We start from the raw sequence: 23,379 nt of genomic DNA on the forward strand, positions 1-23,379 counted from the left end.
CCTCCAGGGGTCCCCTGGGTAGATGGCGGCGGGGCGGCTTGTGACCCGGGGGCTCCAAGCAGGCGCCCAGAACTTCTGGCACGCTCGCCCGTTGAGTGACTCCATGACCTTCCACGTCCCGCGTGCCATGCGCGCGCTCCTGACCCTGGGCTTCGCGGCCCTCCTCGTGCTGTTGTCGCCCCGTGTCCTCGCGGCCCGGGCCACCACACGCTCGCTCGGCGGTGCGAACCGGTACCTGACGCACGTCACCACCGACAAGCCGCTCTACCGCCCCGGCGAGCAGGTGCTGGTGCGCGGGCTGGTGCTGGAGGCCATGAGCCGCAAGCCGTACGCGGGCTCGCTCCAGGCGCAGCTGGAGGTGCGGGGGCCCAAGGGCGACGTCGTCACCACCAGCACGGTGTCCACCGCGGATGCCGTCTGGGGGTACGGGTGGCCCATTCCCGCCGGGCAGGCCGGTGGCGAGTACACCCTGCGCGTCACCTACCCGTGGACGGGCGAGGCCCCCGCGGAGCGCAAGTTCGACGTGCGCGCCTACCGGGCCCCGCGGCTCAAGTCGCAGATTGAGTTCCTCCGCGACGGCTACGGCCCCGGTGACACCGTCACCGCCACGCTGGACGTGAAGCGCGCGGAGGGCGGCGTGCCCGAGGGCGCGAAGGTGACGGCCACCGCGCTCGTCGACGGCGCCACCGCGGCGCAGGTGCCGTGCACGGTGGACGGGAAGGGACGCTGCACGGTGCGCTTCCCGCTGCCGGCGGCGATGGAGCGCGGCGAGGGCACGCTGGCCTTCACCATCGAGGATGGGGGCGTGGTGGAGTCCGCGGCGAAGACGATTCCCATCCTCCTCCAGACGCTGGACCTGGCCATGTACCCGGAGGGCGGCGACCTGGTGGCGGGCCTCGCCTCGCGCGTCTACTTCGAGGCGCGCACGCCCGCGAAGAAGCCGGCGGACCTCACGGGCCGGGTGGTGGAGGTGGGCACCGGCAAGGTGGTCGCCAGGGTGCGCTCGGAGCACGAGGGCCGTGGCCGCATCGAGCTGACCCCGCAGGCGGGCGTGAAGTACGCGCTGCGCATCGACTCGCCGTCGGGCATCAAGAAGAGCTTCCCGCTGCCGGAGGTGAAGCCGCGAGGCGCCGTCATCCGCGCTCGCGAGGACGTGGTGCCCGCGGGCCGGCTGGTGCAGCTCGCGGTGGGCCTGTCCGGCGTGGGCCGCGCGACGGTGACGCTGAGCCAGCGCGAGGTGCGCGTCGCCTCGGCGGTGCTCGAGGGCGAGCAGGGCGGGCCGGTGACGCTGGACCCGGGCCAGGCGGACGGCGTGCTCGTCGCCACGGTGTGGGACCACGACGGGCGGCCGCTCGCGGAGCGACTGGTGTTCCGCCAGCCCGCGAAGGAAGTCACCGTCGAGCTGAAGGCGGACCGCAAGCGCTACGTGCCCGGCGGCCCGGTGCAGCTCACGGCCCGCACCACGCGCGACGGCAAGCCCGTCTCCGCGCTGGTGATGCTCACCGTCACGGATGACGCGGTGCTGGAGCTCCAGGAGAAGCGGGACCAGGCGCCGCAGCTGCCCGTCATGGTGCTGCTGGAGTCCGAGGTGAAGGAGCTGGCCGACGCGCAGCTCTACCTCGACGCGAAGAACCCGAAGTCGAAGCTGGCGGTGGACCTGCTGCTGGGGACGCAGGGCTGGCGGCGCTTCGCGCTGACCGACACGCAGGGCTTCCTTGCCCGGCATGGTGACGCGGCGATGCGCGTGCTCGCGGTGCGCTGGCCGCATGAGCCCGTCCGCAGGCCCAGGCCTCCCGTCCGCAAGGGCGGGCGTGGGGCCGCCTTCGATGACCGGATGGTCGGGGCCGGGATGGCGGTGCCCCAGATGGAGCGGGAGGAGATGGTGGACGACGCGGAGGTCGCCGCCGAGGGGGCTGGCATGGCCCTCGGTGCCGTGCAGATGGCGCCTGTCGCCGCGGCTCCCATGCCGCCCCCGGCCCAGGCTCCCGCGGCTCCGGCTGCCTTTGCTCCGGCCCCCGCGGACGGCCCGGCCCCCGTGCTCGAAGTGAAGGAAGAGGAGGCGCCGAGGGAGAAGGCGGCCCGGCGCGCGAAGAGGGACATGAGCGCCGATGAGCGGCGTGTCCACATGGGGCAGATGGTCTACCTCCGCGAGTTCGCGCACACCGCGCGGCCGAACCGCAAGGCGGGCGACCGGGTGGACTTCGCGGAGACGCTCTACTGGAACGCCGGGGTGCGCACGGATGCCCGCACCGGCGAGGCGCGGGTGTCCTTCGCGATGAGCGACTCGGTGACGACGTTCAAGGCCTTCGCGGGAGCGGTGGGTGGTGACGGCGCGCTCGGCTCGGCGGTGGCGGAGCTGGAGTCGGTGCAGCCGTTCTACGCGGAGCCCAAGCTGCCCCTCGAGGTGACGTCGGGAGACGTGGTGCGGCTGCCGGTGGCGCTGGTGAATGGGACGGAGACGAGGCTGGCGGGGGCGGGGGTGAAGGTGGAGCTGAAGGGGGACGTGAAGGTCACCGGCAGCCGCACGCTGGACCTGGCCTCGCAGGCGCGGGCCCGGCAGCTCTTCTCGCTGGAGATTGGCCAGGAGGCGCAGCCGGTGGACGTGAAGCTCACCGCGAGCGCGGGCGAGTACACGGACGTCGTCACCCGCACGCTGTCCATCAAGCCCCGGGGCTTCCCGGGCCGCGTGTCCTTCGGCGGGCTGCTGTCGTCCAAGGCCCCGGCGGCGCACCGGGTGGTGCTCCCGGAGAGCGTGGTGCCCGGCAGCGTGCGCACGTCCATCGCCGTCTACCCCGGCCCGCTGGCCAACATGACGGAGTCGCTGGCCCGCCTCATCCAGGAGCCCTATGGCTGCTTCGAACAGACCAGCTCCACGACGTACCCGATGACGATGGCGCAGCAGTACTTCCAGACGCACACCGGCGTGAATCCCGAGCTGGTGGCGAGCGCCCGCGAGAAGCTGGAGCGGGGCTACCAGCGGCTGGTGGGCTACGAGACGTCCGAGAAGGGCTACGAGTGGTTCGGTCAGAACCCGGGCCACGAGGCGCTGACCGCCTTCGGCCTGCTGCACTTCACGGACATGCTCCAGGTGCGCGAGGTGGACACGGCGATGCTGGAGCGCACGCGCGAGTGGCTCCTCCAGCAGCGGGACGGGCAGGGCGGCTTCAACCGCAAGCGCCGCGCGCTGCACGTGTGGGTGGAGGACCCGGACACGTCGAACGCGTACATCCTCTGGACGCTGCTGGAGAGCGCGGGCCAGCCGGCCGCGCAGGCGAAGGCCCTGGCGAAGGAGGTGGCCTCGCTGAAGGCCTCCGCGGCGAAGAGCACCAACAGCTACGTGGTGGCGTTGGCGGCCAACGCGATGGCGCTCGCCGGTGACACCTCCGAGGCCCGGTCGCTGATGGGGCGGCTCGCGTCCCTGCAGGGGAAGGACGGCGTGGTGGGCGGTGCGACGCAGTCCATCGTCGGCAGCTCGGGGGAGACGCTGAACATCGAGACCACCGCGCTGGCGGCGCTGGCGTGGATGCGCGACGCCTCCTACGTGGGGAACGTGGAGCGCGCGATGAAGTTCCTCGCGGAGTCCAGCGACGGCGGCCGCTACGGGGCCACGCAAAGCACGGTGCTCGCGCTGCGCGCCATCATCGCCTACGACAAGGCGCGCGCCTCCAAGCTCACCCCGGGCCTGGTGCGCGTCTACGTGGAGGGGCGTCCGGTGGGCGAGCCCGTCCGCTTCGACGGCTCCACCCAGGAGGCGCTCAAGCTGCCCGACGTGAGCGCGCTGCTCGGCGGGGGCGAGCGTCGCGTGGAGCTGCGGATGGAGGGCGGCGCGGAGCTGCCGTACTCGGTGGAAGTCACGTACAGCGCGCTGGTGCCGGACAGCTCGAAGGAGACGCCGGTGGCGCTGGAGGTGACGCTGGCGAAGACGGACCTCACCGAGGGCGAGCCCACCGAGGCGCGGGTGGTGATTGCCAACCGGACGGGCCAGAAGCTGCCCACGGCGGTGGCCATCTTCGGCGTGCCGGGCGGGCTGGAGGTGCGGCATGACCAGCTCAAGGAGCTGGTGAAGCGGCAGGTGGTGGACGCGTACGAGGTGCTCGGGCGCGACGTCGTCCTGTACTGGCGCGGCATGGAGCCTCGCAAGCGCATCGACGTGCCGCTGTCCCTGGTGGCCGCAGTGCCCGGCACGTACACGGGCCCGGCCAGCCGCGCGTACCTGTACTACTCGGACGAGCACAAGACGTGGAGCGAGGGCGTGAAGGTCTCCATCGCCGCGAAGCCGTAGTCACGTAGGAAGTCGGGCGGACGGGAGCCAGCCTCCCGTCGCTCGCCTGCTCACCCGCGCCCACCCTCCTCACGGACGGGTGGGCGCATGCCTTTCATCGGGCCGCCTGCTCGCCAGTGCCGTCCTCCCTCACGGACGAGCAGGCGCATGCCGCCCGCCGGGCCCTCTGCTCACAATCGCCGGAAGTGGCCTCCCTCCTTCCGTACGGGAGGGACGCACGATGAAGCGAGCAACGTGGCTGGGGGTGGGGCTCCTCACCGTGGTGCTGGGCGCATGCAGCCAGGTGCAGAAGACCGCGGAGGAAGCGGGCGTCCCGCTCCCAGAGATAGGACAGGGCGCGGAGGAGGCGAGTCGGGGAACGGGCGGTTCCGGGATGCCCTCGCGCGGTCCCACCCAACGCCCGGAGCACTTCTCGCGCGAGTGGTACGTGAGCACCTCGGGCTCGGACAATGCGGCGGGCTCGAAGGCAGCCCCGTTCCGCACCATCCGCCGGGCCCTGAAGGCGGTGGGGCCCGGTGAGGCCATCAAGGTCCTCCCAGGCGTCTACGCCGAGAGCGTCGTCATCGACGGCGACGTGAAGCCGGGGCGCAAGGACGCGCCCATCACCCTGAAGGGCGTGGGGCACGCGCGAATCGTCCCGGGCAAGGGCGGGGCGCTCGTCCAGGTCCGCAAGCCCTACTGGGTCGTGGACGGCTTCGACATCGACGTGAAGGGTCAGCCGCGCTTCGCCGTCATCTTCGAGGGGAACACCGAGGGCTCCGTGCTGGCCGGCTCGCATGTCCATGACGGCACCCTGGGCGGCGGCGTCACCACGTTCGGCGGGGCGCGCGGCGTCACCATCGAGGGCAACAACATCCACGACTTCCGGAAGAAGCCCCGAGGCGACTCGCACGGCGTGGTCGTCCAGGCGACGTCGCGCGACATCACCGTGCGCGACAACGACATCCACGACAACTCGGGTGACTCGGTGCAGTGCCTCAAGCCGGACCGGGCCGGGCAGGCGCCCGCTCGCGGGGTGCTCATCGAGAAGAACCGGCTCTACTCGAGCGACGAGAACGCCGTGGACATCAAGACGTGCAGCAACGTGGTCATCCGCGACAACGACATGCACGGCTTCCGCAAGTCGCCCACCTCGGCGGGCGAGGCGGTGGTGGTCCACTACTCCGCGAAGAATGTCCGAGTGGAGGACAACCGCATCTCCGACGCGGGGCGGGGCATCTCCGTCGGCGGCGTGAAGGATGGAGGCCAGCCGAGCCCCACGGCGGTGGAGGTGAAGGACAACCGCATCACCGACATCTCGAAGCAGGGCGGCGGTGACGGCACCGGCATCCGGGTGGAGAACGCGAAGGACGTGGCGGTGGTGGGCAACACCATCGACAAGACGGAGGGCTACGGGCTGATGGTGGGCCTGGGGGCCAACAACGCGCCCAGCGAGAATGTGACGGTCCGCGAGAATGTCGTCCGCGGACGGAACCTCGTGAGGCTCGGCAAGCACCGGCCCGGGCTGCGCATGGACCGGAACCGCTACGCCCGGGGCGGGCTGCTCAAGGCGGACCCGAAGGAAGTTCGCGACTTGACGGAGTGGAAGAGCGTTTCGGGCGTGGATGGGGCTTCCGCGCAGGTGCCTTGAGCGTTCCTCGTGCAGGAAGGCGGGCAACGGGTGATAACAGGCCCGGCGTGCCCTCCGGCACGGATGCACCGACCTTCGTGGAGACGCGAGCCCATGGCCTGGCAGATGCCCGACGAGCCCTTTGTCGATCCGGAGCCCGGCTCCGCGCTGGAGACCATCATCATGCCGCGCACGCGCGACCTCGGTGACGGCTTCGAGGTGCGCCGGGCGCTGCCCTCGGTGCGGCGCCGCATGGTGGGCCCCTTCATCTTCTTCGACCAGATGGGGCCGGCGGTGTTCCGCTCCGGGCACGGGCTGGACGTGCGGCCGCATCCGCACATCGGCCTGGCCACCGTGACGTACCTCTTCGAGGGCGAGGTCCTCCACCGGGACAGCCTGGGGACGGTGCAGACCATCCAGCCCGGCGCGGTGAACTGGATGGTGGCCGGACGCGGCATCACCCACTCCGAGCGCACGCCCCCGGGACTGCGCGCGTCGGGCGGGAAGCTCTACGGCATCCAGATCTGGGTGGCCACGCCGAAGCAGCACGAGGAGATTGCGCCCGGCTTCGCCCACACACCCGCGGAGGCGCTGCCCGTGGTGGAGGACGCCGGGGCACGGGTGCGGGTGATTGCCGGCGGCCTGTATGGCGCACGCTCGCCGGTGAGCACGCTGTCGGAGCTCTTCTACGCGGACGCGGTGCTCGCGGCCGGCGCGCGACTCCAGGTCCGTGCGAGCCACGAGGAGCGCGCGGTCTACGTGGCGGAGGGCCTGGTCGAGCTGGAGGGGCAGACGTACGGGCCGGGGCAGCTGCTCATCCTCCGGCCCGGCGCGGAGGTGGTGGTCGCCGCCTCGGAGCAGGCGGGAGGCCGTGTGCTGCTCTTCGGCGGCGAGCCCATGGATGGGCCGCGCCACATCTGGTGGAACTTCGTCTCCAGCTCGCGCGAGCGAATCGAGCAGGCGAAGGAGGACTGGAAGTCCGGCCGCATGGCCGCGGTCCCCGGCGAGACGGAGTTCATCCCGCTCCCGGAGCCCGAGCCCTCTGGCGTCGCGCGCTACCCGTGAGGCGTCGCGTGGTGACTACAGGGTGACGTCGACGTTGTAGGTGCCGTCACCGGAGGTGGCGGTGCCCTCCACCGTGGTGGTGCCGGCCTTGCGCCGGACCTTGCCGGTGCCGTCGTCCTCGATTTCACCGGACATGCTCAGGTTCAGGGTGACGTCACCCTCCAGGTCTCCGGTCATCTGGAAGGTGCCCACCAGCGTCCCGGTGAAGGTGCCGTTGGGGATGTCCCGCAGCTGGAGGGTCAGCTCCGGCTGGGACGTCTGGTCGGTGGTGGACGCGTAGGTGATGTTCACCGGGTCCTCGTCCTCGCTCACTTCAATCTCCCCGTCGGAGTAGGTGACCATTCCCACGCGCAGCCGCATTCCCTTGTTGGCCGAGGAGCCCTGGTCCACCTGCCCGGTGATGATCAGCGTCCCGGTCGCGTCGCCGGACGCCGACTGGGGCGTGATGTTCGCGCTGGTCGCGGCGTTGAAGCCGGCGAAGCCGAGCTGCAGGGACTTGTCGATGGACTCGTCGAGGCCCAGGTAGGCGCGCCGGGCCTGCTCGTCGGAGCTGATGTCGTCATCACCACAAGCTGTCAGGCTCGCGGACAGGAAGAGGGAGCACGCGACAGCGGTCACGACACGCGAAATGGATGGGGACATGCCGTCTGTGTATCGCAATTCCTTTGGCTTGCACCACACGAAGCGCGTCAGACAAAAGTGCGACTCCGATGTGGCCGAAAGGCATTACGGAAGGTCCGAGCCTGCATACAGCTTCAGGTACCTGCGCGCCTCGTCCGCCGAGGGTCCTTCGGACTCCAGGGCGAGGTGATGGGTGAAGTGTTTCATTGCATCCCGGATCGCGCCCCGGCGGGCGTAGATGCGAGCCGATTCGAGGTGGCACCGCGCCTGGGATTTATCGAAGCGCAGACAGCGCTGGAACCACCCCAGGGCCCGGTTGTCGTCCGCACGCGAGCTCCAATACAGCCCGTTCTCCAGCGCCAGGCGCGTCTCGTCCTCGGGAGTGGAGGGCTCGGTGGTGCCCGGCGCGGGCTCCGTGGAAGGGTTCGCGGTAGAGGGCGCCGGCTCGGCGGGCGTCGGGGTGGCGGTGGTCGCCCCTGCGGGCAGGGTGTCACCGGGCGTCGGGGTGGCGGTGGCCGCCCCTGCGGGCAGGGTGTCACCGGGCGCCGGGGTGACGGTGGTCGCCCCCGCGGGCAGGGTGTCACCGGGCGTCGGAGTGGAAGGCGGCGTCGTGGCAGCCGTCACGCCCCCGGGCGCGCGGGGCGCCGTCTCCGTCACTGGAGTCGCCTCCGGCTTCCGCTGTTCCCGTGCATGCGCGACCCAGAACACCGTCGTTCCCACCAGGCTCACGATGCCCACGGCGAGCGACCCCAGGACCAGCTTCAGCACGGCCGAGCGGCGCAGCAGGCGCGCACGGAAGCGTGAGCGCAGGTTCGCGTGGGTGGGCCCCGTGCCCGGCGCCTCCGGCGTCTTCGCGGAGGCGGGCGGAGTGGAGACGCGCGCGGCCACGGCCCCGTTCGCGGCCTGGGTCGCGGAGGAGCCGTCCACCGCGAGCGCGGGCCTGCCCAGCGGCGACGCCCGGGGCGGGCTCATGGGGGTCATCGCCCGGGGAGCTCCCTCCTGCGCGGGCAACGCGGCGCTCCTGCCGCGCCAGGACTGGAGCTGCGACAGGAAGTCCGCCGGAATCTGCGGCGCGCGCTTCAGCGCGGTCAGCTCCTCCTGGAACAGCCAGCCCATGAAGTGCTTGCGCGCGTTGGCGGGGAATCGCGGAGCACGGAACCCCATCCAGTCGGACAGCGACTGCTGCAGGGCCTCCGCGCTCAGGTAGCGCTTGTCGCGCGAGGTGGCCAGCGCGAGCCCCAGGATGCCCAGCAGGTCGGAGTCCAGCGTGGGGTTGAGGGACAGCGCGGGGGTGAGCTCCCCCTCGGAAATCTTGCGCATCACCTCGAACTCGCTGCCATCCGTCGGTCGCTGGCCGCAGAGCATCTGGTACAGCACCGTGCCCACCGTATAGACGTCGGAGCGCGCGTCGAGCGCCTCGCCTCGCGCCTGCTCCGGCGAGAAGTAGAGGAACTTGCCCTTGACGATGCCCACCTCCGTCTCCGGTCGGCCCTTGAGCCGCGCCTTGGCGATGCCGAAGTCGGTGAGCTTCACCTCGCCCTCGTAGCTCAGCAGGACGTTGTCCGGAGAGAGGTCCCGGTGCACCACGCCGAGCGGCTCGCCGCGCGAGTCCAGGCGGGTGTGGGCATGGTGCAGGCCCCGGCACATCTCCAGGGCGATGCCCACCGCCAGCGGCGCGGGGAGGCACGCCAGGCCCTTTGCCTTCGCGGCCTTCAACACCCGCCCCAGCGTGTGCCCGTCCACCAACTCCATGGCCAGGAAGTACTCGCCGTCGACCTTCCCGAAGTCGAACACCTGCACGATGTTGCCGTGGCTCAGCCCCACGGAGATTCGGGCCTCGTTGAGGAACATCTGCACGAAGGCCGGGTCCTCCGCGTACGTGCCCAGCACGCGCTTGATGACCACGGGCTTCGTGACGCCGGGAGCCGCCGTGTAGAGCGCCCGGTACACGACGGCCATGCCGCCGCTCCCCAGGCGCTCCTGGAGCTCGTACCTGCCGAAGGGGATGTGCCGGGGCTCGCTCACGTCCGCCGAAGCTACCAGGGACGATGGCAGGTCAGAAAACCCAGGGTTTCCAGCCGGTGTTCTCTTTTGATGGGGACCGGGACGCACCACGGGGGGGCCCCCTGTGCAGGCCGGGTGCCACCCGGCGCCGGGCGCCGTCGGGAAGGGCGGGCGGGGCCCCCCTCGGGCCGGGTTGCGTCCCACGTCACACGCCGGGCCCCGGCTGTAGCGTCCGGCGCTACAAACGGCCGCGGGTGGCGGAGCCCGACCCAGGCCCCCGCCACCCGCCTGACGACTTCAGGTTGGAGCCGTCACTCCGTGAAGTGGGCGCCGCCCAGGTGGGCCCGCTTCACGTCCATCCAGCCCAGGGTGTCGTTGTGCGCCGGGTGCGCCACGGCGGCGAAGCGGATGCTGAGCTCACCGACGTAGTCGACCTGCTCGAAGGTGTACTCGAGCTCGTTGGTGCTCGCCGAGTAGAGGGGCTCGTTGAACGTCTTGCCGAGCCACACCTCGTACTGCACGGCGCCCTCGGAGCGGGTCCAGCTCATGCTCAGGGGCGAGCCCGAGGGACGGGAGCGCGTGCCCTGCATGCTCACGTCGAAGTCGCCCGGCAGGGTGAGGGTGCGGCACAGCACCTCGTCCTGGCGCATCACCCGCAGCTCCACCGTTTCACCGAGCCCCCTGCCGCCCCCCAGCGTGACGAAGCCATTGTGGAACCCGCCCAGCTCCGGCATGTACGGCACGTTCCACCCGCTGAGCATCACCCTCGCGTCCGTCACGGACACCCCGTCATCCTTGACGTCGGCGTGCACCTCGCTCGACTCCTCGCCGGAGAAGTCCCGGCCGTACCGCAGGAAGTAGCCTTCCACCGTGAGGCCGCTGCCGTCCGTCACCGTGTCGCACGGGGTGAAGGAGATGGGCACCTCGCGCACCCGGCGCATCACCAGCCCGTCATTTGCCTCCACGGCCTCGATGCGCAGCACCGCGGCCCCCTCGTACGGCTCGGTCGCGAGCTTCAGCGCCTGCGCCCGCGTCAGCTCGGACGCGAGCACCTGGTCTCCGCCAACCACCCGCACCGAGTAGTCGGACGCGCCCTGCGACCTGGTCCACGCCGCCTGCACCTCCGCGCCAGGGCTGTAGCTCACGGGCGTCGTGGGCCAGGTCACCTGGAAGTCCGAGGGCACCACCATCTTCCGTCCCGACGCCGAGTCACCGCGGCGGGCCACCAGCGGAAGGCGACCGTTCTCGAGCACCGCCGCTGCGTCGTCCAGGTGGAGCGTGTAGCGGCCCCGCTCCGCGTCGTACGTCGCGACCCGGTCACCCACGAGGACCTCCGCGTCGTCCACGGGGACCTCGTCCTCGTGAACCATGAGGGACACGTCCGCCTCGTTGCCGTAGAAGACGGCGTCGCCCCGGAGGGTGAGCCAGCCCTCGCCGGGGTCCTCTTCGCCGGGCAGGCCGCACGGGGTCTGCTCCGCGGAGCCGTCCCACGCCGCCTCGCAGACGAACGCGTCGAGCAGCGGGTCTTCGTGCAGCGCCAGCGGGATGGGGGTGGTGAGCGGCACCACGTCGGACGTGAGGTTGTCGGAGATGCGCACCAGGTTGAAGCCCTGCTTCAGCCCCGTCGCGGGCGCCTGCGCAGAGTCGAGGTAGACCACCATGAAGGCGGGCGGCCGCGTCCACGCGAGCGAGGCTCCCAGCACGTGGTCCACCGGGGTGCCGTCCGCGGGGATGGTGTCCAGCGCGGCGTTGCCATTGCCGTCGTTGTACGCGAGCAGGATGCCCACCGCGCCCTTGCCCTGCATGCCGTCGCCGAGCTGCACCAGCGCCTCGGCGGGCGGCGCGTTCTTCACGTCGAAGGTGTAGCTGGCGGGGAAGCCGCCCGAGAACGCGAGGTCCTCGGTGACGATGCCGGCGGGCCGGGTCATCGTGCCGGAGTCCTCGGCGAGGAGGGTGGGGTACCACGCGAGCGCGAGGCGGACCGGGCCGTCCAACTCGGTGCCCGACGCCAGGGTGAGCTGGCCCTGGAGCCTGGCCTCGGGCGTTTTCGCCGGGGGCGGGGTCTGGATGGGTCCCGGCTCCGTGGCCTCACAGGCGGAGAGGGAGAAGAGGGCGAGGAGCGACAGACTGCGGAAACCACGGCGGGCAGCGAACATTCGGGACTCCGGTTCAAGAGAGAGGCCCCGCGGCTGCGAGGCGCTCACGTCATGAAGACCGGGCGACCCATTATTTTTGGGAACCGCTTTTTTCGTCAGGGCACGAAGGTGAGCAGCCGCGTGCGGACGTTCTCGACTTCAATCCACCCCAGCCGGTCGCGGTCCGGGGCCTGCGACACGGCGGCGACGCGGAGGGTGACTTCTCCCTCGTGGTAGACGGGCAGCAGCGTCGTGAGCGTCTCGGACGTGTAGGAGCGCGTCAGCGAACCCTCCGCCTCCGGCGCCTCCAGCGTCACGGCGTAGGCGAGCGCACCGGGCGCATTCGTCCAGGCCACGTCGAGCTCCGTGCCGCTCTTCACCTGTGCCCCCGCGGCTGGCGAGGTGATGGAGAAGCCGTCGGGGACGGTGAGGAGTCGCCGGGTGACGGAGTCCTCCCTGCGCACCACCAGCTCCACGGTGCCGCCCTCGGTGAGCAGCGTGGAGTCCGCCTCTTCGAGGTAGTAGGAGAAGCGCTCGAGCACGAAGGGCACCGGGCGCCCGGCCAGGGTGACGGTGGCGTCACCCAGGTACTCCTCGTCCTTCACGACGGCGAGGCGGACTGCCACCGCGCGGCCCGTGAGTGACACCTCGCCCTCCACCCGCAGCGTTCCCGGGGGCGGGGGCGGTGGCTCGAAGGAGAGGCCGCACGGGGGCTCCGACTCCGGAGTGCTGTCCCAGGCGACCTCGCACGCGAGCAGGTCCAGCTGCGCGCTGCCCGCGCTCAGCGCGAGCGGAATGGGGGTGCCGAGCGGCACCACGCTGCCGCTCTCGACGGTGATGTGCAGGAGGTTGAAGCCGCGCCGCAGGCCCGTGTCCTCGTCCTGGGCCTCCTCGAGGTACAGCAGCACGTACGACTCCAGCCAGCCCCACGACGAGCCCACCACCCTGTCCCGCGAGGGCCCGCCGCCGTTGGCGGGGAGCGGGTCGAGCCGGCGGTTGTCATTCACGTCGCGGTACGCGAGCAGGAAGCCCGTCGCGGCGCGTCCGCGGATGCGGCCTCCCACCGCCACGCGAGCCCCCTCCGGAGGCGGCTGGGTGAGGGGCAGCGCGAAGCCCGCGGGGAAGGTGGCCTGGAACGCGATGTCCTCGGCGAGGATGGACGCGGGTGCGCTCGGCAGCGCCGCGGTGTCGTCCACCAGGCCCGGGTACCACGCGAGCGTCAGGCGCACCGGGCCGTCGGGCCGGTCGGTCGCGGAGAGGCTCGCCTCGCCGCGCAGCGTGACGAGCGGCTCACCCGCGTACGTCGTGTCCACGGGGTGGCCACACGCGGTGACGAAGACGAGCAGGGGAAGGAGCGAGCCCAATTGTCGGAGCATCACGGCGTGTCCTCTCAGAAGCGGAAGCCCGCGCCCGCGCTGGCGAGCGGCACGAGGCGCAGGGGCGCCACCGCGTCGCTCGCGGGCGGCAGGTAGCGCACCAGCACCTGTCCCTGCACGAGCGCGAAGGCCGGGCCTGGCAGCGGCACCTCCACCCCCACCACGGGCCCGGCCGCGACGCCCAGCGCGCTCCGAGGCGCCAGCCCGGGCAGCCCCATCGTGTCCTGGATGTCCTCCTCCCTGTCCCTCTGGAAGGACTGCCGCAGCCCCGTGAGCTCCACGGACAGGCCCACGTGGGGCACCAGCGCCCACTCGAGCCACCGGTAGCCCGCGGACGCGCCCAGCCCCAGCGAGCCCTCGGTGATGCCGAGTCCCACGCCCCGGTAGGTGGCGCGCGTGCCCGACGCCGTGCCCAGCACCCACCACGCGCCCCACGTGTGCCGGTAGCCCAGCGCGGCCGACACGCGCGAGCCCGTGCCAGGAATGGGCGCACCCTCCCAGCGTCCGAGCGCGAGCACCGCCGCGTTGCGCAGCTCCAGCGCGCCGCCCTTCACGGCGACCTCCTGGTAGCGGCGCCACTCCAACGCGGCCTCGTTGACCTGTCGCTCGCCGCCGAAGGGCAGCTCCACCTCCAGCAGGCCCGTGCTCGCGCCCGCGCGCTTGCGCACGAGGTAGCGCCCCGGGGGCACCGCGAGTCGCAGCGGGCGGCCGGGTTCCTTCTCCACCTCGGCGACGACGTCCGGGCGAGGGCGGCTGGACACCACGTAGCGTCCCGATGCCGCGGCGGGGAAGACGAGCGCGCTCCTGGCGCCCGCGGGCTCGGTGAGCACCAGCTCGCCCGTGCCGGCCAGCTCCAGTGCGTAGGCGGGGTGCTGCCCCGCGCCGGCCGCGCCCGCCACGGTGCGCCGGTAGGAATAGGCATAGGCCTCGGAGAGGGACACCTTGCCGTCCGAGTCCGAGTCCGCGTCGCCGCGCAGGCCGGTGAGCAGGTGGTGCGTGAAGAGCGAGCCCTGCAGCGAGTCCCACTCCTCGCTCAGCTCCGCCGGGCCGCTCGACGAGATGACCACCTGGCCGTGCAGCGGCAGCTTCTCCAGCGCGACGTCGTACGCGGGCGCCGCGCGGCCACCTTTCTTCTGCGCCAGCGTGCCGCTCTCGCACGCATCCACCACGACGATGGTGAGGCGCGCGCCAGCCTTGCGCGCGGTGTCGCGCAGCTCGGCGAGCGGCAGGTGGGTGCCGGCGAGGTGCAGCACTCCCGCCTTCGCGTGCGAGGAGACGTAGACCACCAGCACGGGGTCATGTCCCTCGCCGCGCAGCTCGGCGACGCGGCCCGCCACCTCCGCGAGCTTCTGGCGCACGTCCTGCGCCGAGGCGTCCACCAGCACCGAGGCACGGTCCGCGCGCACGCCGCCCAGCTCCACGAAGAGCTGACGCACGCGGGCGGCGTCGTCATCCGCGAAGCGCAGCACCGCGTCGTCCGGGTCGCCCACGTTGGCGCCGATAGAGACGAGCAGGCGCACCGTCTCCGCCGGAGCGAGTGACGGCCACAGGAACATGAGCAACAACAAGGGCAGCAGCCGCTTGGAGCAGAAGGTCTTGAGCCGGCGCGAGGCGCTCAGCGGGCGCACCGCCTCGGCTGGAACGAGGGCAGGGCGTGGGAGCACGAGTAGCGGCCGCATATGTCAGGGCGTCTTGCGCAGGCGCAGCGATGAGACGCGGCAGCCGTCGCAGGTGAGGGTGGGCTCCGCGCGGCCCGCCTGCTCACGCAATTGCGCGAGGAGCGGGGCCGCCTGGAGCGGGCGAGGGGAGAAGACGGCGAAGAGCCACTCCGCCCCCGGCGCGTCATCCAGCTCCACGCTGCCGGGCAGGAAGTCGCGCTGCATGGCCGCAATGGGCGTGGACGTCGTGCCGTTGAACGGGTGGAAGACGCTGGCGCCGCCCCGGCCGTCCAGCTCCAGCACCAGCAGGTGCCCGGCCTCCGGCGCCTCGTAGGCGAAGCGAAGCCTGTCACCCGCCTTCACCGCGCTGTCCGGGGCGAGCGGAGTGGGCTCCCCACCTGGCCGTGCGGCCACCACCCGGAAGGCCTCGCCCTTCCAGGTGACGCCCGGGTCGTCCTGAAGCAGCTTCGGCCCGAGCACGAGCACCAGCACGAGCGCGGGCACCACGGCGGCGAGCACCGGCAGGAAGCGGCGCCACGCAGGGGGCTCACGGGCGGCTGTGGCCTCGCGGCGCTCCACCTGCCGCAGGAACCGGTCCGCCGGCCGGGCCTTGAGGAACGCCTCCCGTCCGCCGGTGAGCGCGTCGAGCTGTGCGCCACACGCGGCGCAGGACTTCACGTGGGCACGCGTCGCATCCGGCGTGGGCTCGCCGGCCGAGAGCGCCTCGAGCACGACGGCGGGAGGGCACTCGGGACCGCGAGGGGAGGGGGGAAGGGGAGCGGTCATCGTGGGGCCTCGTTGCCGCGGCCACCGAAGAGCTGGCGGATGCGGTCCTCGAATGTCTTGAGCTTCTTGCCGACAGTCTTCCGCGAGAAGCCTGTCTGCTCGGCCACCTCTTCCTGGGTGTAGCCGTCCAGGTAGTGGAGCACGCCGATGGTGCGCGTCTTGCCGTCGAGCGTGCGCAGCGCGGCGCCGAGCAGCGCGCGCCGGTCCGCGTCCTCCGCCGAGCCGCCGCCGCGCTCCTCCAGGGCCGCCAGTTGCGACTCCTCGGCCACGGGCTCGCGGCCGCGCTTCTCCATCAGGTCGAAGCAGCAGCGCGCCGCCACCGTGTAGAGCCAGGCGAGCGTGGCTCCGCCGTCGCGCGGGGGGCCATAGCGCTTCACCCGGAGGAAGGTCTCCTGGAGCGCGTCCTCGGCGTCCTCCGGCCGGCGGACGAGCTGCATGCATCGCCGGTGCACGAGGAAGCCATAGCGCTCGTAGAGCTGGCCCAGCTGCGTGTCATCCATGGGAACTCACGGCGGTGCGCTCCATCCGGAGAGAAGACCGCCCGACCGCTGGAAAATGGGAACCCCCTTTTTCGACGGCCGGAAGGCCGACACGGCCCCACAGCATCCTCCATGGGGCCGGCCAGGAACAGCCACTCCGAGAAAGGGAGAGGAGACTCCGTCAGTTCTTCACGACGGTGGTGATGGCCAGCGGCTGCGGGGTGCCGATGAACTGCCCGTCATTCACGCACGGCACGGGCACCGCCGAGAAGTCCGCGGCGTAGTAGCCGTACGTGGAGCCGTTGCCCTTCTCGTAGAACTCGCTGCCGTCCGGGAGGACGACCTTCCAGACGTAGTTGATGCTCGAGTACGTCGTCGAGCTCCGCGCCCGGAAGATGGACGTCACCTTCGTGCCCCAGTGGTACGGGGCCGTCGCGGGCGCCTGCACGGTGGTCGGCTGCGGCGCCCAGTCGAACGACGTCGTGGTGGTGCCGCCGCCCCAGCCGTAGATGAGGTACACGGACGTGCCCCAGGGCAGGTCCTGGTTGCGGTAGGAGAGCGTCACCTCCACCTGCGCGTTGCTGAAGTAGCCGCACGAGTTGAGGATGGCCCGCGCCTGCACCCACTGCTCCCCCGCGAGGGCGCTGGTGGAGGTGAGCATCAGGGCGAGCACGAGCACGCGGCTGGAGACTGCGGTCATCTGGAAACTCCGGTCAGAAGTGGGACAGCCGCGCCCATCTACCAGAGGTGCGGGCCTGCCTGCTTGCTGGTCGGACGCCCGGCCGTCCCCTGTTCCTTCGCTTTCGCCGACACCACCCTCAAGCAGACCGCGCATGCGCAAACTCCGCGACCCCCACCACCCTCACGAGCCGTCCGGCGACACGCGAACGGGCTACGTCCGCGTCCGGGGTGCCCGCGAGCACAACCTGAAGAACATCGACGTGGAGATTCCCCGGGACGCGCTGGTCGTCTTCACGGGTGTCTCCGGCTCGGGCAAGTCCTCGCTGGCCTTCGGGACGCTCTACGCGGAGGCGCAGCGGCGCTACTTCGAGTCCGTCGCGCCCTACGCGAGGCGGCTCATCGACCAGGCAGGCGTCCCCGAGGTCGACTCCATCGACGGCCTGCCCCCGGCGGTGGCCCTCCAGCAGCACCGGGGCTCGCCCACGTCCCGCTCGTCGGTGGGCAGCGTGACGACCATCGCCAACTCGCTGCGCCTGCTGTACTCGCGCGCGGGGACGTATCCACCGCACCAGCGGCACCTCGACTCGGACGCGTTCTCTCCCAACACGCCCGCGGGCGCCTGCCCCCACTGTCACGGCCTGGGCCGCGTGTACGAAGTCACCGAGAAGTCCATGGTGCCGGACGACTCGCTCACCATCCGCGAGCGGGCCATCGCCGCGTGGCCGCCCGCGTGGCACGGCCAGAACCTGCGCGACATCCTGGTGACGCTCGGCTACGACGTGGACACGCCCTGGAGGGACCTCCCGAAGAAGGACCGCGAGTGGATTCTCTTCACGGACGAGCAGCCCACCGTCCCCGTCTACGCGGGCTTCACCCCGGCGGAGACGCGCCGCGCCCTCAAGCGCAAGGAGCCACCCAGCTACATGGGCACCTTCACCGGCGCCCGGAAGTACGTGCTGCAGACCTTCGCCACCACGCAGAGCGCGCTGATGAAGAAGCGCGTGTCGCAGTACATGGTGGGCGGCCAGTGCTCCGTCTGCCAGGGCAAGCGGCTGCGCCGCGAGTCCCTGTCCGTCACCTTCGCGGGGCTCGACATCGGCGAGCTGTCCCGACTGCCGCTGAAGCGCGTGGCGGAAATCCTGCGCCCCGCCGCGGACGGCACGGGCCCGGGGGCGGCGAAGCTGGCGCGTGAGCACCCGGAGCAGGCGCTGGTCGCCGCGCGCATCGCGAAGGATTTGCTGGCGCGCATCAGCGTCCTCACCGAGCTGGGCCTGGGCTACCTCTCACTGGAGCGCAGCACGCCGACGCTGTCGCCCGGGGAGCTGCAGCGGCTGCGGCTCGCCACCCAGGTGCGCTCCAACCTGTTCGGCGTGGTGTACGTGCTCGACGAGCCCTCCGCCGGCCTCCATCCGGCGGACACCGAGGCGCTGCTGAAGGCGCTGGATCAGCTCAAGGGCTCGGGCAACTCGCTGTTCGTGGTGGAGCACGAGGTGGACGTCATCCGGCACGCCGACTGGATTGTCGACGTGGGCCCGGCGGCGGGCGAGAAGGGCGGACGCATCCTCTACAGCGGGCCGCTGGAAGGACTCCAGCGCGTGGAGGCGTCCAAGACGCGGCGCTACCTCTTCGGCGCGGACCTGCGCCTGCGCCACGCGCCCCGCGCGCCCCGGGGCTGGCTCCGGCTCGAAGGCGTCACCCGCAACAACCTGCACTCCCTCGACGTGGACTTCCCGCTGGGCGTCTTCACCACGGTGACGGGCGTCTCCGGCTCGGGCAAGTCCAGCCTCGTCAGCCAGGTCCTGGTGGAGCTGGTCGCCGAGCAGCTCGGCCATGAGGTGCCGCCGGACGAGGAGGAGGGCGAGGAGCTGGAGCGCACCGTGGTGCTCACCACCGGCGGCCGGATTGCCGAGGGGATGGAGGGAATCAAGCGTCTGGTGCGCGTGGACCAGAAGCCCATCGGCCGCACGCCGCGCTCCAACCTGGCCACGTACACGGGCCTGTTCGACAGTGTCCGCAAGCTGTTCGCCTCGACACCCGGCGCGAAGGCCCGGCACTACGACGTCGGACGCTTCTCCTTCAACGTGGCCAAGGGCCGCTGCGAGACGTGCGAGGGCGAGGGCTTCGTGAGCGTCGAGCTGCTCTTCCTCCCCAGCGTCTACGCGCCGTGCCCCACGTGTCACGGGGCCCGCTACAACGCGAAGACGCTGGAGATTCAGTACCGGGGCAAGAACATCGCCGAGGTGCTGGGCATGACGGTCGACGGGGCCTACGAGTTCTTCGCCGACGAGCCGCAGGTGCTGCGCTCCCTGGGCGTCCTGCGCGAGGTGGGCCTGGGCTACCTGCGCCTGGGCCAGCCCGCCACCGAGCTGTCCGGTGGCGAGGCCCAGCGCATCAAGCTCGCCACCGAGCTGCAGCGGACGCAGCGGGGCAACACGCTCTACGTCCTGGACGAGCCCACCACGGGGCTGCACCCCGCCGACGTGGACAAGCTGATGACGCAGCTGAAGGGCCTGGTCGAGGCGGGCAACACCGTCATCCTCGTCGAGCACGACATGCGCGTCATCGCGGAGAGCGACTGGGTCATCGACATGGGCCCGGGCGCGGGCGACGAGGGCGGCAAGGTGGTTGCCGCCGGCACGCCCGCGGAGGTCGCCCGGTCATCCAGGAGCCGCACGGCACCGTTCCTCGCGCGCGTCGTCGCGTGAGCCGTCAGGGGGAGTACACGTCCGCCTCGTCCTCGTAACCGTCGAGCCAGCTGCCTCCCGAAATCAGCACCTGACCCGAGGGCAGCAACGTCGACTGGTGGAGGTGGCGGGCCAGGGGGATGGTGCCGGCGTCCGTCCACGTGCCCACCGCCGGGTCGTACACCTCCGCGGAGGCCAGGTCCACGTAGGGGTAGTGGCCGGTCGAGGTGTCACCGGCCCGCCGCCCCGCCGTCACGAGCACCCGGCCGGACTGCAGCACCGTCGCCGTATGGTTGACGCGCGGCGTGCTCATGGCCCCGGTCACCGTCCACGTGCCCGTCCCCGGCTCGTACACCTCCGCGGTGGCCAGGTCGGTCTCGGGCCCCGGCCCCACGTGGGTATCGGTACGCCCTCCCGTGACGAGCACCTTGCCCGACGTCAGCAGCGTCGCGGTATGGCCGGTGCGCGCGGAGGCCAGGCTGCCGGTGGCCGTCCACGTGCCCGTCGCCGGGTCATAGAGCTCGGCGGTGGCCAGGGGCTGCGAGGCCCCGCCTGAGACCTTGTTGTCGCCGCCAGCGACCAGCACCTTTCCCGAGGGAAGCAGGAGGGCGCGGGCGCCGCTGCGTGCCGCGGCCATGCTGCCCGTCGCGCTCCAGGCGCCCGTCCGCGGGTCGTACAGCTCCGCCGTGGCCAGGGAGGAGGAAGCGCCGTCCCCGCCCGTCACCAGCACCTTTCCCGAGGGCAGCAGCGTCGCCGTGTGATGGGCGCGCGGCGAGCTCATGGCGCCCGTTGCCGTCCAGGTCTCCGTCTGCGGGTCGTACACCTCCGCCGTGGCCCCGATGCCCGTGTCGCACTGGCATGAGCCGCCCGTGACGAGCACCTTGCCCGAGGGCAGCAGCGTCGCCGTGTGTCCCCTGGCATGGACCGCGTTCAGGTTGCCGGTGGCCGCCCACGTTCCGCGCTGGGGGTCATACAGCTCCGCCGTGGTCGGAACGGTGGGCTGTCCCCCTGTGACCAGGACCCTGCCCGACGGCAGCAACGTCGACGTGTGCTCGCGGCGGCCGGAGACCATGAGCCCCGCGGAGCTCCACCCACGGCATTCGGAGAGCCCCGACACCTGGAAGCGCGTGCTCGCCTCATGGCCCAGGTCATCACGGACCGTGACTTCCACCCCGATGGGCGAGGTGCTGCCCGGCGGCAGGCAGGGCGGCGCTGTCCAGGTGACCTCGCTCGTCGTCGCGAACTCCTCCGAGGCACCCAGGATGCCGAGCTCCGCCTGCCATTCGAAGTGCAGCGCCGAGTCTTCCGGGTTCCGGACGTTGACGGCGAAGTCGACGGTGCCTCCGGGCGCGACGGAGGAGGCACTCTGCCGGGTCTCGACGATGGAAAGGTTCTCCTCCGGGTCGTCACAGCCCGTCGACCCGACGAGGAATCCCACCACGCACAGCAGTCGCAGTTGATGCTTCACGGCTCCCCCCTGGCTTCGTTGGGGGCACGTACCCGGCCTGTAGATGCCCAGTGCCACCACTATCGCCCACCTATCAGTCTCTCGCACTCCGAGATTTCGAGGTGCGGGCCGGTGTGTTCAGCGTGGGTTGCGTCTGGCCTGTCGCCGGGGCTTCCACTAGAAGCGGCGGCTTCCACGTCAGAGGAGCCACCTTGAGCGAGCACACCCTTGAGCTGACGGAAGAGAACTTCCAGCAGACCACGAACAAGTCGGGACTGGTGCTGGTGGACTTCTGGGCAGCCTGGTGCGGACCCTGCCGGGCCTTCGCACCCACCTACGAGGCCGTCGCGACGGCGCATCCGGACGTCGTCTTCGGCAAGGTGGACACCGAGGCGCACCCGGACCTCGGAGGCCGGTTCGACGTCCAGTCGATTCCCACCCTCATCGGCTTCAAGGACGGCGTCGTCGTCCACCGCTCCAGCGGCGCGCTGCCCCGGGCGCGCCTGGAGTCGCTGGTGCAGTCGCTGAAGGCGCTCGACACCGAGCAGGTGAAGAGGGCGGAGGAGAACAAGCGGCTGACGGAGCAGGGCATCGCGCCGCCGGGCGTCCCCGCCGAGGCCGGGTGGGACGAGGGCGACCAGGAGTGGGGCCACGGCGGCCACGACGAGGCCGGCGAGAAGCACGGCCCGTGGCGGTTCTGGCGCGCGGACGGCACGCTCTGCAACGAGTGCCACATGGAGCACGGCCAGCCGCACGGCCCGTTCAAGCGCTTCCACGAGAGCGGCGGCGTGTCCCAGGAAGGCCAGTTCGTGAAGGGCGCGCTTCACGGGCCGCGCACCTGGCACGCCACCGAGGGCTTCACCACCGAGCGCATGCACGAGAACGGCGTCTCGGAGGGGGTGCGCAAGACGGTCATGGTCTACGACCAGGGGCGCGTCGTCGGCATCCAGCACTTCGACGGCCAGGGCCGCCGCGTGGTGCCCACCACCGGTGAGCCGTACCCCGACCGCCCCAAGGCGGTTCCCCCCGAGGCGGAGTTCCGCGAGGACGAGGGCCAGTGGGTCCACGTCCAATTGGACGCGGAAGGGGAGCGCCATGGGCTGTGCCGGTTCTGGACGGCCCAGGGCGAGTTCGTCTGGGAGGCCGAGTACGTGCATGGCAGCCGCTCCGGCCGTTTCCACTCGCGCGCGGAGGACGAGTACCAGGACCCGCGCGTCGCCTTCGACCAGGGCGAGTGCGAGGACGACCTGGCCAAGGGCGTCTGGTCGCTGCTCGACGCGGACGGCAAGGTGGTGACGACGCGAGACCTGGGCGCGGCGCAGGGCGAGGAGGAGCTGCGCGACTCGCCCGTCTTCTCCAACCTGCCCAGGCCGGCGAGCGAGTGGCGGGAGTACGCCGCCACCTGCGCCGAGGCGAAGAAGTACCGTGAAGCGGTGCTGGCGGTGGCGCGCTCGGCGGCGTGTGAGCAGCGGGTGACGGGACTGACGGAGCTGCTGGCCCGGGTGGCGCTGCCGCGCACCCCGGAGAACGCGCGGGCCGTGGCGGGGCAGACGCTGGAGGGGGCGGGGGACTCCTGGGCCCCCATGGCCGATACGCTCGTGCGCGGAGGCGATGCGGGCATGCTGCTGCGGGGGTACGCGGTGCTGCTGGACCAGAAGGACCGTCCCCGCGCGGCGCTCGACTTCATCCACGCGGCCCTGCTGCTGCACCCGGAGCGCACGGAGTACCTGTTCACCCGGGGCCTCATCCTGCTCAACCTGGGGCTCGACCAGCACGCGCAGCTGGATGCCAGGGGCCTGGCGTCGTCGGAGCCGAAGACGGCGAAGTTCCTGGAGGCGTACACGCGGTGTCTCTACCGCCGGCTCGATTTCTGGCCCGCGGAGGAGAAGCCCCACTCGACGTATGACGGCCTCCCCGAGGCCCCGGGGCAGGAGCTGACCGCCATCCAGCGCATCGTCCAGAAATACGCCACCCGGTTGCAAATGGTGCGCGAGGCGATGCTGAAGCGCTTCAAGCCCGGAGCGTCCCTGCCGTGGATGCCGCCGGACCTGTCCGCGCTGCTCCCGGGCGGGCCCATGGAATTGGTCGTGGACGAGTTCGACGACGAGGAGGGGGAGACGATCTCCATCGATGAAACGCTCCCCCTTCATGAGATGGGACTGCCGGACCTTGCCCGTGCGGCTCGCGCGGACTGGAATGCGCTGACGTGGCTGATGTGGGCCTGTGGCGAGCGCGCCGTGGTCATGCCGAAGGCGGTGGCTCCGCCCGGCGAGTTCGGTCACGCCGCGGGCATGGCCAGCCAGCGGCTGTGGCGCAGCCGGGACATCCGCGTGACGGGCGGGCGGGGGGCGAAGATGTCGAACTCACCGGGGTTCGTATTCGAGGGAGTGGACATCGACGAGCTCCATCCCAACCTCGTGGGCATCGCCGAGCAGCAGTACGCCGACATGCAGGCGATGTTCCTGTGGCTGATCAACCCGTCCAACGTGTCGCCCTGGCAGGACAACCTGAGGGGGAGCTGAGCCATGAATCGCACTTCCCGCACGGTCGCT

Annotated in this window: 14 protein-coding genes; 5 read left to right on the forward strand and 9 right to left on the reverse strand. The window is 71.5% G+C overall.

Annotated elements, in window-relative coordinates:
- Window positions 1-103 precede the first annotated feature (103 nt).
- The 3 genes from ACX9TP_RS20465 to ACX9TP_RS20475 all read left to right on the forward strand — a co-directional run bounded on the left by ACX9TP_RS20465 (window position 104) and on the right by ACX9TP_RS20475 (window position 6,956).
- Window positions 104-4,282: an MG2 domain-containing protein gene (locus tag ACX9TP_RS20465; RefSeq protein WP_482981397.1), complete on the forward strand. Its 4,179-nt coding sequence runs from the start codon at window positions 104-106 to the stop codon at window positions 4,280-4,282.
- 220 nt (window positions 4,283-4,502) lie between these two features.
- A complete protein-coding gene (locus ACX9TP_RS20470; protein ID WP_482981398.1) occupies window positions 4,503-5,912 on the forward strand; it encodes a right-handed parallel beta-helix repeat-containing protein in 1,410 nt (469 codons plus the stop codon).
- Window positions 5,913-6,005: 93 nt separating this feature from the next.
- Window positions 6,006-6,956 carry a pirin family protein gene (locus ACX9TP_RS20475; RefSeq protein ID WP_482981399.1) on the forward strand — a complete coding sequence of 317 codons (951 nt, stop codon included), beginning with the start codon at window positions 6,006-6,008 and terminating at the stop codon, window positions 6,954-6,956.
- A gap of 15 nt (window positions 6,957-6,971) precedes the next feature.
- Here ACX9TP_RS20475 and ACX9TP_RS20480 read toward each other — a convergent pair whose 3' ends face one another.
- The 8 genes from ACX9TP_RS20480 to ACX9TP_RS20515 form a co-directional block, all read right to left on the reverse strand.
- On the reverse strand, window positions 6,972-7,598 hold the full coding sequence (locus ACX9TP_RS20480) for a hypothetical protein (RefSeq protein WP_482981400.1): 627 nt from the start codon (window positions 7,596-7,598) through the stop codon (window positions 6,972-6,974).
- An 84-nt stretch (window positions 7,599-7,682) separates the two neighbouring features.
- Complete coding sequence (locus ACX9TP_RS20485; RefSeq protein WP_482981401.1) at window positions 7,683-9,602, reverse strand: serine/threonine protein kinase; 1,920 nt, start codon at window positions 9,600-9,602, stop codon at window positions 7,683-7,685.
- Window positions 9,603-9,892: 290 nt separating this feature from the next.
- The gene (locus tag ACX9TP_RS20490; RefSeq protein ID WP_482981402.1) at window positions 9,893-11,737 is read right to left on the reverse strand and encodes a hypothetical protein; all 1,845 of its coding nucleotides are present in this window, start codon (window positions 11,735-11,737) and stop codon (window positions 9,893-9,895) included.
- A 95-nt stretch (window positions 11,738-11,832) separates the two neighbouring features.
- Window positions 11,833-13,092, reverse strand: coding sequence for a PASTA domain-containing protein (locus tag ACX9TP_RS20495; protein ID WP_482981403.1), 1,260 nt, complete (start codon window positions 13,090-13,092; stop codon window positions 11,833-11,835).
- Between the two features lie 14 nt (window positions 13,093-13,106).
- Window positions 13,107-14,771 carry a caspase family protein gene (locus tag ACX9TP_RS20500; RefSeq protein ID WP_482981404.1) on the reverse strand — a complete coding sequence of 555 codons (1,665 nt, stop codon included), beginning with the start codon at window positions 14,769-14,771 and terminating at the stop codon, window positions 13,107-13,109.
- A 3-nt stretch (window positions 14,772-14,774) separates the two neighbouring features.
- On the reverse strand, window positions 14,775-15,536 hold the full coding sequence (locus ACX9TP_RS20505; RefSeq protein ID WP_482981405.1) for a hypothetical protein: 762 nt from the start codon (window positions 15,534-15,536) through the stop codon (window positions 14,775-14,777).
- Window positions 15,533-16,036, reverse strand: coding sequence for an RNA polymerase sigma factor (locus tag ACX9TP_RS20510; protein ID WP_482981406.1), 504 nt, complete (start codon window positions 16,034-16,036; stop codon window positions 15,533-15,535). Before ACX9TP_RS20510 ends, ACX9TP_RS20505 begins: the two co-directional genes overlap by 4 nt.
- Before the next feature lie 160 nt (window positions 16,037-16,196).
- Complete coding sequence (locus ACX9TP_RS20515) at window positions 16,197-16,715, reverse strand: hypothetical protein (RefSeq protein ID WP_482981407.1); 519 nt, start codon at window positions 16,713-16,715, stop codon at window positions 16,197-16,199.
- Between the two features lie 133 nt (window positions 16,716-16,848).
- Here ACX9TP_RS20515 and uvrA point away from each other — a divergent pair, with 133 nt between their 5' ends.
- Window positions 16,849-19,401, forward strand: coding sequence for an excinuclease ABC subunit UvrA (uvrA, locus tag ACX9TP_RS20520; protein WP_482981408.1), 2,553 nt, complete (start codon window positions 16,849-16,851; stop codon window positions 19,399-19,401).
- A 4-nt stretch (window positions 19,402-19,405) separates the two neighbouring features.
- Here uvrA and ACX9TP_RS20525 read toward each other — a convergent pair whose 3' ends face one another.
- Window positions 19,406-20,848, reverse strand: a complete 1,443-nt coding sequence (locus ACX9TP_RS20525) for a Kelch repeat-containing protein (RefSeq protein ID WP_482981409.1) — start codon at window positions 20,846-20,848, stop codon at window positions 19,406-19,408.
- A 191-nt stretch (window positions 20,849-21,039) separates the two neighbouring features.
- Between ACX9TP_RS20525 and trxA the strand changes: the two genes are divergently transcribed.
- Complete coding sequence (gene trxA / locus ACX9TP_RS20530; RefSeq protein WP_482981410.1) at window positions 21,040-23,349, forward strand: thioredoxin; 2,310 nt, start codon at window positions 21,040-21,042, stop codon at window positions 23,347-23,349.
- Window positions 23,350-23,379: the final 30 nt, after the last annotated feature.

The organism is Pyxidicoccus sp. M15, assembly GCF_056858435.1.